At 39.3% G+C, this 12,411-nt stretch carries 18 protein-coding genes; 12 read left to right on the top strand and 6 right to left on the bottom strand.

Translation table 11 applies throughout. The features are described from left to right. Nucleotide 1: 1 nt before the first annotated feature. The 8 genes from NKR21_RS10805 (at nt 2) to NKR21_RS10770 (ending at nt 4,569) form a co-directional block, all read left to right on the top strand. Nucleotides 2–283 (top strand): YokU family protein, encoded by a 282-nt coding sequence (locus NKR21_RS10805; protein ID WP_012010281.1) that lies wholly within the window; start codon nt 2–4, stop codon nt 281–283. 78 nt (nt 284–361) lie between these two features. Continuing rightward, a complete protein-coding gene (locus NKR21_RS10800) occupies nt 362–586 on the top strand; it encodes a YozE family protein (protein WP_088001623.1) in 225 nt (74 codons plus the stop codon). A 144-nt stretch (nt 587–730) separates the two neighbouring features. After that, nucleotides 731–1,411 carry a hypothetical protein gene (locus NKR21_RS10795; RefSeq protein ID WP_012010279.1) on the top strand — a complete coding sequence of 227 codons (681 nt, stop codon included), beginning with the start codon at nt 731–733 and terminating at the stop codon, nt 1,409–1,411. A 250-nt stretch (nt 1,412–1,661) separates the two neighbouring features. Then, a complete protein-coding gene (locus NKR21_RS10790; RefSeq protein WP_012010277.1) occupies nt 1,662–1,832 on the top strand; it encodes a YozD family protein in 171 nt (56 codons plus the stop codon). 48 nt (nt 1,833–1,880) lie between these two features. Further along, nucleotides 1,881–2,489 carry a phosphatase PAP2 family protein gene (locus NKR21_RS10785; RefSeq protein WP_119125012.1) on the top strand — a complete coding sequence of 203 codons (609 nt, stop codon included), beginning with the start codon at nt 1,881–1,883 and terminating at the stop codon, nt 2,487–2,489. Between the two features lie 54 nt (nt 2,490–2,543). Next, the gene (locus NKR21_RS10780) at nt 2,544–2,861 is read left to right on the top strand and encodes a YodL domain-containing protein (RefSeq protein ID WP_012010275.1); all 318 of its coding nucleotides are present in this window, start codon (nt 2,544–2,546) and stop codon (nt 2,859–2,861) included. A 113-nt stretch (nt 2,862–2,974) separates the two neighbouring features. Further along, nucleotides 2,975–3,670: a purine-nucleoside phosphorylase gene (gene deoD / locus NKR21_RS10775; RefSeq protein WP_012010274.1), complete on the top strand. Its 696-nt coding sequence runs from the start codon at nt 2,975–2,977 to the stop codon at nt 3,668–3,670. A gap of 68 nt (nt 3,671–3,738) precedes the next feature. Further along, nucleotides 3,739–4,569 carry a M15 family metallopeptidase gene (locus tag NKR21_RS10770; protein WP_012010273.1) on the top strand — a complete coding sequence of 277 codons (831 nt, stop codon included), beginning with the start codon at nt 3,739–3,741 and terminating at the stop codon, nt 4,567–4,569. Between the two features lie 50 nt (nt 4,570–4,619). On the opposite strand, the gene NKR21_RS10765 is transcribed toward NKR21_RS10770, so the two are convergent. Then, on the bottom strand, nt 4,620–4,871 hold the full coding sequence (locus NKR21_RS10765) for a hypothetical protein (protein ID WP_003216113.1): 252 nt from the start codon (nt 4,869–4,871) through the stop codon (nt 4,620–4,622). A 92-nt stretch (nt 4,872–4,963) separates the two neighbouring features. Continuing rightward, entirely contained in the window at nt 4,964–5,662 is a 699-nt protein-coding gene (locus NKR21_RS10760; RefSeq protein WP_144457534.1) for a class I SAM-dependent methyltransferase, read from the bottom strand. A gap of 151 nt (nt 5,663–5,813) precedes the next feature. Between NKR21_RS10760 and NKR21_RS10755 the strand changes: the two genes are divergently transcribed. Further along, nucleotides 5,814–7,199 (top strand): S41 family peptidase, encoded by a 1,386-nt coding sequence (locus NKR21_RS10755; RefSeq protein WP_088001617.1) that lies wholly within the window; start codon nt 5,814–5,816, stop codon nt 7,197–7,199. Between the two features lie 345 nt (nt 7,200–7,544). Then, the gene (locus NKR21_RS10750; RefSeq protein ID WP_144457532.1) at nt 7,545–8,459 is read left to right on the top strand and encodes a class I SAM-dependent methyltransferase; all 915 of its coding nucleotides are present in this window, start codon (nt 7,545–7,547) and stop codon (nt 8,457–8,459) included. A gap of 78 nt (nt 8,460–8,537) precedes the next feature. Here the strand turns inward: NKR21_RS10750 and NKR21_RS10745 are convergent, their stop codons facing one another. The 3 genes from NKR21_RS10745 to NKR21_RS10735 all read right to left on the bottom strand — a co-directional run bounded on the left by NKR21_RS10745 (nt 8,538) and on the right by NKR21_RS10735 (nt 11,088). Next, nucleotides 8,538–10,031, bottom strand: coding sequence for a sodium:solute symporter family protein (locus NKR21_RS10745; RefSeq protein WP_012010269.1), 1,494 nt, complete (start codon nt 10,029–10,031; stop codon nt 8,538–8,540). Then, nucleotides 10,031–10,234, bottom strand: a complete 204-nt coding sequence (locus tag NKR21_RS10740; RefSeq protein WP_003215965.1) for a DUF3311 domain-containing protein — start codon at nt 10,232–10,234, stop codon at nt 10,031–10,033. The genes NKR21_RS10745 and NKR21_RS10740 overlap by 1 nt, the downstream gene beginning before the upstream one ends. A gap of 236 nt (nt 10,235–10,470) precedes the next feature. After that, a complete protein-coding gene (locus NKR21_RS10735) occupies nt 10,471–11,088 on the bottom strand; it encodes a nitroreductase family protein (RefSeq protein ID WP_012010267.1) in 618 nt (205 codons plus the stop codon). A gap of 139 nt (nt 11,089–11,227) precedes the next feature. Here NKR21_RS10735 and NKR21_RS10730 point away from each other — a divergent pair, with 139 nt between their 5' ends. Next, nucleotides 11,228–11,560, top strand: a complete 333-nt coding sequence (locus NKR21_RS10730) for a winged helix-turn-helix transcriptional regulator (RefSeq protein ID WP_088003465.1) — start codon at nt 11,228–11,230, stop codon at nt 11,558–11,560. A gap of 75 nt (nt 11,561–11,635) precedes the next feature. Then, nucleotides 11,636–11,854: a hypothetical protein gene (locus tag NKR21_RS10725; RefSeq protein ID WP_003215921.1), complete on the top strand. Its 219-nt coding sequence runs from the start codon at nt 11,636–11,638 to the stop codon at nt 11,852–11,854. 39 nt (nt 11,855–11,893) lie between these two features. Here NKR21_RS10725 and NKR21_RS10720 read toward each other — a convergent pair whose 3' ends face one another. After that, on the bottom strand, nt 11,894–12,367 hold the full coding sequence (locus tag NKR21_RS10720) for an Hsp20/alpha crystallin family protein (protein ID WP_144457530.1): 474 nt from the start codon (nt 12,365–12,367) through the stop codon (nt 11,894–11,896). Nucleotides 12,368–12,411: the final 44 nt, after the last annotated feature.

Here is a 12,411-nt window from a genome sequence, read left to right as displayed (position 1 = left end):
CTTGCTGACATGTGATTGGTGTGAGGAAAATAAAGCAAACGCAGAGCAGACAACAGTCTATTGGGAACTGATCACTGGCACACAATCCATTGAAATCATCGAAACACCGTCCATTTCCTGCACGCATTGTGGTATGACATATCAAAAGGATGAGACGGTCAAAGAGATAGAAGATCAATTAATTTTAGTGGATCAGACAAAACTTCCAGAAAAAATTTCATATGAAGAATTAATGAGCATGGAGCGGTTATTAAAGCGAAATTACTTTGACTTTTCATCATAAGTTGTACCTCCGCCTATACAAGTCATCAAATTGCTGTATAATATAACAACAAAATAGAGTGTCGCGGAGGGAAAATAGGTGAAGTCGTTTTACCATTATTTAATGAAGTACAGACATCCAAAACCGAAAGATGAAATCAGCCATTTTGCAAATGCTGCTTATGAGGATCACAGCTTCCCGAAAGCGTCCACTGATTATCATGAGCTGTCTGCCTATTTAGAATTAAATGGCGATTATTTAAGCTCAATGACAACATTTGACGAAGCGTTTGAGCAATATGATGTAGAAGTCAAAAAAAAATAACACACAACCGCTTTTTCCAGATGGGAGAAGCGGTTTTTTGATGAGAAATAAAATGGCGTTTTGCATGGTGTGGTTGCCCATGCAGAATTCCTTGCGCCGGCATACGATACGTTAAGACCAAAAGTCGGGCAAGGGGGAGACAGAATGAAGGCGAAAGCACCAAAATATCAAGTAGGGGATATTGTCGTCGTTGTCATGTACGGCACAGTCGGAACGATTACAAAAGTCCATCAAATTGACCAACACTATTTGTATGAGGTCAATCATAATGAGGTGCTTTATTTTGAAACATCACTTCAGCTTTACGATGAGTACGACGGGGTGATTGTGGATACAGAAAAGCTGGACATTGAATATGAGTTCCTCATTGGCGATGTTGTATATGTAAAAGACTACGGAAAAGAGCTATTTAAAATTATTGGCCATCGGACTGAAATATGGCGATACCTTGATGATGGCTGGGAAGATGTCATTTACGAACTCACGAGGCTAAAAGACGGAGAGTGGCTGGAAACAGAAGAGGAAGACTTAACGCTTGTCCTGAGGAAATATGAGATGGACCAGTTCGTTCATCAGCTTCTTTTTGTGCATTACGTGGGTGAAACCTCAAAAGAAATGGAAGAAGATATGGTGCAAACGGCTCTATTACAATTAGAAGAGAAACAAGAAAGCGAAGCATCACTAGAATTCCTCGCTGTATCTATAGTGGATGAGCTTCTTGATATTTATAATGACTATAAAATTCTCTACGAATTTTTCGAAGATCCAGAATACAAAGATATGATGGATTTTATATTGGAAAGTTTACACGAGCATTTTGGTTAAAGAAAGACTTGTCCTAACACGAATAAAAAATAAGGCACACAGAAAAAAACAATCACATAAAACCATCCCCTCAAGATACGGCCCATCACCTGATCAAACATTTCTCCATCTAATATGTTGAACCATTTCATTGCCTCAAACCCCTTTTCTTTTTGTTTACTGCATTTATATGTATGGAATGAGCCATTATGACAAACTGTAATAAAAAACAGGCGACGTTCATACATCATAAAAAAGGAGGCGGAATGTAATGAAAGAAGCAGATTTGGTGATTGATACAGAGGAAATTGCGGAATTCTTCTACATGGAGCTGATCAAAAGAGGGTACATACCTGCGGAGCTAGAAACGTTTGAGCTGGCTGACATTACGTTTGAATATATGCTGAAAAAAACAATGATAGTTGAAGAAGAGGCGTGGTAGGCACTATACTTTGAAGAGATTCTGAAAAGAGGGAGGAGAATCTTTCGCGTGTATATCTTATGTCTTTTGATTTTATTTGGCGCCATTGCTGCGCTCATGGTATCTGGAGCGGGTCAAGCATTGGACAACCAGATCATTTTATCGTTTGAGAGCATCAGACTCCCTTTTTTAAATGATGTCATGCTGACTTTGACAGACTTTGGCATTAGTGCGCTGCTCGTGCCCATCATGCTCATTTTCAGTGTCGCTTTATTCATATATAAGCGCTATTACTCTATCATGATGCTTTTTCTATTATATCTCACAGAAAAAACCATTAATCATGAACTAAAAGGGCTGTTTGCTAGAGAGCGCCCAGCCTTTGATCATCTTGTCAATGAAACGTATTACAGCTTTCCGAGCGGACATTCGATGAATGCAGCCACCATCTATCCTTTTATAGCTTACCTACTCGTTGAAATGATTCCATGGCTGAAAGAAAGGCAAAAAATCGTCTATTTGATCACAGGGATCTGTGTTCTTATGATTGGGGTCAGCAGAATGTATATCGGCGTTCATTTTTTGACAGATGTGGCAGGTGGTTTTGCGATAGGACTTGCTTTATTCCTCATTTGTAAAAAGATTGACGAAAAATTGTCTGTCATTCGACAAAAGTAGAAGAAGGAAATTGACAGATCCCAGCCAATTTTATATAAAAGGGGAGGGATTTGAATGCAATTGACGTTGAGATTTTTTCAAAAGAAACCTTCAGCATTTCACTTAACCATCTATCAGACACCTGAATATGGCGCTGCAAGCGGGCATCAGCCTGTGTACCGGACAAAAATTGGCGGCAGAACACACCTGGATGTTCTGGAAAAAGCATTCTCGACATTTAATGTACATGATACAGTCCCTAGTGATTACAATGCACGGTTTATGACAACAGGCGATATTGTTGTGATTGATGATAAGAAAAAAGGAAAGTGCTATTATCAGCTTTTTCCGGCAGGATGGAAACGCAGTGAGCGACTGATGACAATGAGTTAAATAGATGATTGACGATGCCAGCTTGAGCTTCAGCTGGTATTTTCTTTTTTGGGCTTAATCGTTTATACTTAATAGGACAAATCACATAGTAAACGTAAGTGGAGGCTAAAAACATGAGTGTACATATTGGAGCAGAAAAAGGACAAATTGCAGAAACGGTATTGCTGCCAGGCGATCCGCTTCGTGCGAAATATATTGCAGATACATATTTAGAAGATGTCGAATGTTATAACGAAGTGCGCGGCATGTATGGTTATACTGGAACCTACAAAGGAAAGCGCGTTTCTGTACAAGGAACTGGAATGGGCGTACCTTCTATTTCGATTTATGTGAATGAACTCATTCAAAGCTATGATGTTCAAAACTTAATCCGCGTCGGATCTTGCGGGGCGATCAAAAGGGATGTCAACGTACGTGATGTCATTTTAGCTCAAACCTCTTCAACAGATTCACAAATGAATCGTGTGGCGTTTGGACCGATTGATTACGCACCTTGTGCTGATTTTGGACTTCTTAAGAAAGCTTACGACACAGCGGAAGCAAAAAATGTCGCTGTACGTGTCGGCAATGTATTTACAGCAGACCAGTTTTATAATGAAAAACCACTGGAGCTCATGGCTCAATACGGAATTCTAGCAATTGAAATGGAGACAACCGCTCTATATTCGCTTGCAGCAAAATTTGATCGAAAAGCGTTATCTATTCTGACAGTGAGCGATCATGTTCTCACAGGAGAAGAAACAACGGCTGAAGAGCGTCAAACGACATTTGACGAAATGATCTTAATTGCGCTAGACTCCGTTTTATAATACTATAAAGGGTGTGCTACGATGTAGCGCATCTTTATTTTTTTAGAAGAGCAAAAGGAAGGTATGTCATGAAGAAAAGCTATAAAATACTCTCAATCGCATCGATTCTTGGTTTGACAGCCGCATTATCGGGCTGCCAGTTGCTGGATCAAAAAAGCGGTACATCTGAATCGAACAAAACAAACGAACAAAAAAGCGCAGAAAATTCATCTACCCAGCAAAACTCAAACAATACAGCAGATTCATCTGATCAAGAGCTGACGTTAAAGAGTGAATATTTCAATGACATCAAGGTGGTAAGCGGGCTGAAAACCATTCAAAATCCTGCAAACGTGCTAGCACTTGTCAACAAAGAATACGCATTACCAGGAACCTATAAACCTTCTGATCTCGTTGTACCAAAAGTAGAATTCTCTTTTTCAGAGGATATTGAAAAACGATATATTCGTAAAGAAGCAGCAGAAGCACTTGAGACATTATTCAAAGATGCGAAAAAGAAAAACTTCGAGCTGGCTGCCGTATCTGGCTATCGTTCCTATGACCGTCAAAAGGTCATTTTTGATAGTGAAGTCAAGTTAAAAGGCAAAGAAAAGGCGCAAGAAGCAGTAGCATTACCAGGCGAAAGTGAACATCAAACAGGCCTTGCGATGGACATTTCTTCAAAAAGTGCCGGTTTTGACATCTCTGAAAAGTTTGGTGAAACACCTGATGGCAAATGGGTGGCTAAAAACGCCTATAAATATGGTTTTATCATTCGCTATCCAAAAGGAAAAGAAGATATTACAAAATATGAATATGAGCCGTGGCATCTACGTTATGTTGGAAAAGAAGCCGCAAAAGCGATGCATGATCACGATTTAACATTTGAAGAGTACATGAACAAAGTAAAGAAAATTTAATCAAATAAAAAGGCCTCCCAGCTATTCGGGGGGCCTTCTTTATTCTTCTTTTAAAAAAAGAACAATCCTGCTAATGCGAATCCTGTAATGAACCCAAGCCCGATGCCATAAGCGGCACCCCAGCCGTAATACCCACCGTAATAACCAAAGCCAAAGCCGCCGCGAGAACCGCCGACTGGGCGAATATACACTTTACGGTTTGTCACCCGCTCAATGCGTCCAACATGTACTCTGCCATTACGATCTGTGATTCTAGCGACTTTTCCCATATGCTGCTGACAAAGCTTTTGATAGCGCTCCATATTTTTCCTCCTTATGACAAACTCTTTTCACTCTTATCCTATGCGAGAGACCTCATAGAGTTTGGACAAAACATATAGGAGATTCGCTCATTTTATACAGTACATTCAAATAGAATGTGGCTTAGATGCTTTCGGTGCGCCTGAATCAGATCGTAGTGTGTTTGCATCGTTTCGTAAAGAGAAGGTGGGATATACTCAGATAATTCCATTTCTGTCGGCTCTTCTTGTACCATGTGTTCATCAAATGAGAGAATGCGAACGTCTTGTAATCCTGCTGCTTTTAGCTGCTCCTGCCAATCTTCAACTGAAAAGAGTGCGTGAAACCCGTAAAAATCTCGAACGGTCGCAAGCTCCTTCGGCGTAAGGGGTGCTTTTAATACTGCTTCGTTTGCAATTATTTGACTTCCAGGAGCAAGCACACGTTTGATCTCAGCAAGTGCTGCTGAAAGGTTCGTAAAGCTTAAAACAGATTCACTGATCAGAAGATTGAACACTTCATCTGGAAATGGCAGCTGTTCGATCGATGCTTGCAATGCGCGGATCGGCAGTTCTTCTCGTTCAAATCGCAGATTGGCTTTTTCAATCATCAAAGGGTGTGTATCAATCGCCTCTACCTGATAACCAATATTGCCTAAATATGCCGCCGTTTGTCCAGTTCCGCATCCTGCATCCAGTATACGTGCCTCTGGTGTCAATTTTATATGCTCAAGCATCGTTTTTGTTAGCTCTATTCCACCAGGATGGGCACTAGATACGCCAAAATAGGCAAGCATTTCTACATAATCACTCATGAAATCCCTTCTTTCCTTATCAAGTTCCTCTTTAAAGATTATGCAATGTAAGGTCAAATGGCTTATCTTTTCAAAGAGAACTTCGATCCTTTGGTTGACGGATGGTGCATCGTCCTTGATAATAATGAAAGGAGATAAAGGTGGTGTTTTTTTGAAAAAACAATTTAAGTTCGTCATCGCCATTCTAGTGACAGCGGCACTGTCCTCAGCGATTACATTTGTGATCACAAAACAAGGGGCAGTCAATGTCTCAGGAGATGAGAAGTTTAGTAAACTCATGGCTGCGTATACGAAGGTAAAAGATGAGTATTACGAAAAAACGGATGATCAAAAACTAGTAGATGGTGCGATTCAAGGAATGATTGCATCACTTGATGATCCATACTCTACATATATGGATCAGGAGGAAGCCGAAGGATTTAACAACACCATTTCTTCATCATTTGAAGGAATTGGTGCGCAAGTAGAAGAGAAGGATGGACAAATTTTAATTGTCGCACCGATAAAAGGCTCTCCTGCTGAAAAAGCCGGGTTGAAACCTCATGATCGTATTTTAAAGGTGGATGGAAAAAGCACAAAAGGCATGTCAGTCAATCAAGCAGTCTCTCTAATCAGAGGGAAAAAAGGTACCGATGTGAAGCTGCACCTTAACCGCCAAGGAGTGGGCAATGTTGATGTGACCATCACAAGAGACACTATTCCGGTTGAAACAGTGTATGCAAAACTCACAAAAGACAAAATAGGAGAAATCCAAATTACGTCCTTTGCTGAAACAACATCGAAAGAGTTAGATAAAGCCATTGATGACCTCGAGAAAAAAGGGGCAAAAGGATTTGTCATTGACCTGAGAGATAATCCAGGCGGCATCATGACAGAAGCGATTGAAATGAGTAATGACTTTATCGATAAAGGGAAAGTCATCATGCAAGTTGAAGAAAAAGGGAAGAAAGAAGAGTACAAAGCAGAAAAAGAACGTAAAGTTCATCAGCCGGCAGTTGTCCTTGTAAATGGCGGCTCAGCCAGCGCTGCAGAAATCATGGCAGCGGCTCTGCACCAATCTTCAGGTATCAAAATTATTGGTGAAAAGACATTTGGTAAAGGAACTGTTCAAAATGCGCAAAGCTATAATGATGGTTCTAGTGTCAAGTTAACCATTGCTAAGTGGCTGACGCCGGATGGTTCATGGATTCACAAAAAAGGAATTGAACCACAGGTCAAAGCATCACTCCCAAGTTATGCAAAGCTGCCATACTTAAGCCCGAAAAAAACGTATCAGCTGAATGACAGTGGAGATGAAGTCAAAGCGGCTCAAAAAATGTTCCAAGCGCTTGACTACAAAGCAAAAGCAAATGGTGAGTACGATCAAGCCTTCCAGACGATCGTCAAAAAATTCCAAACAGATAACGATCTGAAAGCAGACGGAATGCTGACGGGAGATACAACGACAGTACTGATGACAAAAATTCAAGATAAGTTAAAGAACAATGATACGCAAATGAAAAAAGCGATTGAAGTCTTGAAAAAAGATATGAAATAAAGAAACAGTCACATCAGAGGACTGGTTTCGAACTGTAGATAAACCCCACCTTTACTTTAAGTAGAGTGGGGTTTTTATATTTTTTGATAAAAACTTAAAGTGTTATACGATGCATAGCGTGCACTGAAACCATTTTGGGATAAGGTAATACTTCCTTCTTTTTTGCTCCATCTAACGCTTGCTAAGTGAGAATATTTGTACAAAAAAAGCTGCGATAAATAATTTATATTGACAAAATAATTTAGTTATGCTATAATTTACTTTTAAATTTTTTGAGTATATAATAGGATTCTCCTGGCCAGGAGAATCCTATTTTTTTGTTCTAAAATGAAGGAGTGTGTCTGTATGAAGAAAAATGAATCAAGTGTGACTTCGTTAATATCGGCTTTTGCCAGATCCTATCATAGTCAATTTGATACCCCTAAAATCTTTAATGATTATTTAGCCAAAGAATTCATTTCGGAAAAAGAATTCACTGAAATCAAAGAAAATATGGTCCAAGGCATACACTTCTTCAACAAAGATATCGCACAGAAATTTGAGGGAAATACAGAAGAAATATTAAAATGGATTACACAAGTCCAACTTTCTCCAATCACCTTGTCACGAGCTGCGTATTGTGAAAAAATATTACTTCATGAGGTAACGCTAGGATTAAGACAATACGTCGTACTTGGTGCTGGATTAGATACTTTTAGTTTTCGACATCCAGAATTGGAAAACAGCTTAGAAATATTCGAAATTGATCATCCCGCTACACAGGAATTTAAAAAGCAAAGGTTGGACGAGGCTAAATTAAAAATCCCAAGTAATCTTCATTTTATTTCTATGGACTTCACCAAAAATTTGTCCTATCAAAACCTAAAACATAAAGGATTTGATCACAAAAAGACGTTTTTTAGTCTTTTGGGTGTTTCTTACTATTTAACGAAAGAGGAAGTTTCAAGCTTAATAGATGATTTATTCACCAAGGTTCCATCAGGAAGTTCGATCGTTTTTGATTATGCAGACGAAAATCTATTCGAAGAAAAAGGAATCTCTAATAGAGTTGAAAATATGGTGAAAATGGCTTCAATAGGCGGAGAACCGATGAAATCATGTTTTTCGTACTTTGAAATCGAAAAAATGTTAGAAAAATCAGATTTACTTATTTATGAACATTTATCACCTGAAAAAGTGAATGAACTGTATTTTAACAATAGAGAAGATGACCTGTCAGCTTTTGAGACCATTCATTACATTCATGCTATAAAAAAATAAAACACAACGAACATGGTGTTATAGTAGATTTTGTCTACAAGATAAAAGCAGTCCTCATAAGGGACTGCTTTTTTAATCTCATACTTCGTTTACGGTCGTCGCTGTTTTGTCGTGATCTTTTTCAAATAGATCATTCATGACAGAATTGGTTGTGACCTTCTTTTGAAAGAATGGATTCAAAATCAGGATGACCACAACGTTTGCTAGTAAACCAAGAAATCCTTCATAAAGACCAAACGTGACTTGTGAGATATTGGCTGTAAAGGTGACGATGATGCCAACAACTAACCCTGCAATCGTTGCTTCTCTCGATTGTTTTTTCCAGAACAAGCTGATCGCAATGGCAGGGAAGATTTGAACCATTCCTGAAACACCAATGAGCTGAAGCGTTACAAGTGCTGTTGGGAAGAGCATTCCGAATAGTAGAGCCAGCCCAATGACGATAAATACCATTGAACGAGTGATCATGGTCAATTTTTTAGGTGATACATTCGGATGAATTAAATCACGATATAAATTATTGGCAAATAAATTCGATGCACCAATGGCCATGATCGAGCATGGAATGAGGGAAGCAAGTGCAATCGTTGAATAAGCAAGACCCTGCATCACGCCGCCATATGACGTTTGAATTAAATGAAGAAGTGCAAATCTTGGATTCGTATCTTCTGGTAAGACTAAGAAGGCAATAAATCCAAGGAAGATGACCAAAATCAATACAATGTTATAAAGAGGCAAAAACATACTGTTTTTACGGATAGCGTCTGCACTTTTGGCTGTGAAAACCCCTGTTGCCGCATGTGCCCACATAAATAAAGCAAGGGCAGAAACGCCTGAAGCGGTAATGAACCATAAAATACCTTTAGGGCCGCCGTCAGGAATTGTCAGAAGCTGTGGCGCTTCCTTCGCTAACGTATTCATCATCGGAGTCCAGCCGTTAAAATGAATGATTGGTAGTGAAACCACCATAAACAGCATGATGACCCAAACGAGAATATCCTTGATAATCGCTGTATATGTAGGACCTTTTATCCCGCTGAAAAATGTATAAAGTGCAACTAAAATAAATGAAATAATAACAACTGCATTCACATTAATATAACTAGTTCCAGCGACAGTTAACGTATCTTGAATTCCGCTTAGTTGAAGACAAATATAAGGAATGAGCATAAGTACTCCAATAATCGCAATGAGACTGGATAACAGCTTGCTGTCAAAGCGCTCACGTGCATAGTCAGCAAGCGTTGTGAGGTTGTGATTTTTCGCAACCGTCCATAACTTTGGTAAGAAGAAATAAGCAATAAAATACGCTAGTACTGAATAGGGAATAGCGAAAAAAGCGACACTTCCAGCTGTATAGGCTGTACTAGTGAGCCCTAAAAAGGTATAAGCTGTGTATAAATCGGCGCCAACAAGGAACCAGACGAGCAGCCCGCCAAATTTCCTCCCGCCGACAGACCATTCCTCTACTGATTGTCTGGATGATTTATCACGGCCAGCGGCAAATCCAATGACCACCACGATGAAAATGATACTTGCTGTAATCAATAAAGCTGTCAAATTTCCTTGCATTAGTCAGTTCCTCCATTTGAATGTTGCATCCGATAAATGATAAATGTACAGACTGGTGTGAGAACAATCCATAGTAAGAGCCAGAAATGGAAAAAAGGCAGGCCGATCACAAATGGATGAATACGATTCGCAAAGGGCAGCAGTGCGAGCTGTCCGATAAATGGAATCGCTATAAGTAGTGCCAGTATCAATTTTTTATTCATGATTCCCTCCTGAATTTTTTGTAATTTCATAATAATAGCAGTTGTCAGATTAGATCACAAGACCATTTTCAGAAAAAACAATCATTTCGGAGAATATCATACTAATATAACGCTTTCATTCTTAAAAAAAGAAAAAGTGTAGATGAAAAGGGGGAAAGTAAAAAGAAAATATGCAAAAATAATATTTAAAGCAAATAAAAAAAGCCCCAGCACGAAAGCTGGGGCCTTGCCATTTTTTAAAGAAAATCAGAAACTTCTTCGATGTCGAAACGGTTGCTTTTATGAGCTTCTTTCGCTGCTTTACCAACTGAAATCAGCATGACTGGCTCGTAACGGCCGCTTACATTGAATTCTTTGATGAAGGCTTCCTTACTGAAACCACCCATTGCACATGTATCATAGCCCATTGCTTTTGCAGCAATCATTAATTGCATAGCAGCTAATGAAGCATTTGAATACGCAGCTTCACGTGCATACTGCTCGCTTTGATATGCGCCATTGATTTGAGTCATCAATGTTTCTTTGATGTCTTCAGTAATAAACCCTTGTTCTGCTAGCTCACTGTAGATTTTTTCGCCATTTTGATTGGCTTCAAGATCACCTAGTACAGCAATAACAGCTGATGCTTGTGAGATTTGTTTTTGGTTATAAGCGATTGGAAGTAACTTCGCTTTGGATTCAGCACTGTGGAACACAGTAAAATGCCAATGCTGAAGGTTCCACGCAGATGGAGCTTTTGTTGTGATATCAAGTAGCTCTGTTAGCTCTTCTTTTGTCATTTCATGAGTTGTATCATACTCTTTTACTGAAGCTCTTTGTTTTAAAATGTCAATCGTTTTTTGATCAGTCGCCATATGGATATTTCCTCCCGTTTTTGCAAATAGTATGGTACAATAACTAAAAAAGTGAGAAACTTACTTATTGTAACTAGAGATATTTTAAATTGTATACCGTTAGTTTGTCAAACAATCATGAAAAGAAAGGCTGAAATTTATGGAATTTCAATTATGTCCACACATTCAGCAAGCTTTTTTACTGCTAGGCAAAAGGTGGAATGGTCTCATTATTCATGTATTGCTTGATGGTCCAAAGCGATTTAAAGACATGACGGACATTATCCCATCTATCAGTCAGAAAATGCTCGCAGAGCGTTTAAAAGAACTTGAGCAAGAAGGGATTATAAAGCGAACTGTACTTCCTGAGACGCCTGTTAAAGTCATTTATTGTTTAACTGAAAAAGGAAATGCGCTACATGATGTGTTTCATGAGGTATCTAGGTGGGCAGGGGAATATACAGCATCTCATGAAAAAAAGGAGCAAGCCTAGTTTCAGGTTTGCCCAAACGTTTTGACTCCTGATGAATATGCTGATCTTAGGCACATGACAAAGGAGGAGAAATGCATGTACCCTCATACTCCGTATTTCCGAGGCGGCGCCCCTGGCATTCCGCCATATGAATCCAGAGTCCCTTTGTTTTTTGGTTTTGGCGCTCCTTTAGTCGGCGGACTGCTTGGCGGATTTTTAGGAAGTGCGATTTTTAATTATCCCCGTCCATATTACCCGCCACCACCTCCGCCTGTTCCACCACCTTATGGCGGAGGATATCCACCATATTATTAAGAAAAAGAGTAAGCCTGCTTCTATATCAAAGCAGGCTTTTTATAATGGAATATCGATTTCAGAAATCCCCGGATCATCATGCTTTAAAAACATAATCTCCAAAATACCGTCCTGATACGAAGCTTTCGTTCCTTTTCTTTTGACAGCAGCAGGGAGGACGACTTTCTTCTGCGTACCTTCCTCAGGAAAATGATCAATAAATAGCAGGTTGGCTGTATGTTTGATTTTTACTTTTTCTGTGTTCGGCCGAGCAAGCTCAATCTTAACGAACACGTGATCAGTGGTTTCAAACACTTCCACTTCGGGTTCTTTTTCTTTTTTGACGTCTGTTTCTTTCATTTTTTGATGTTGAGAGAGTGGGTTCTGGAAAGGGAACTGAGCAGGATAATTGGAGCCGAATACACTTTCCATCACTTGATTGACGTACTGCTCGACGTCTTTAGGGTCTGAGTTTTTTAAGGCTTCTTTTGAAAATTGCTTTTGAAAAGGGAATAATCGGTTCCAGTCAAACATGCAAATCATCCTTTCTAAATGCCCTGAATTAGTATATGCCCATT

The sequence above is a fragment of the Bacillus sp. 1735sda2 genome, from assembly GCF_024159245.1.
GTDB lineage: Bacteria > Bacillota > Bacilli > Bacillales > Bacillaceae > Bacillus > Bacillus pumilus_O.
Note: the sequence above shows the minus strand (reverse complement) of the source record. Positions and strands in the feature narration are given on the sequence as shown.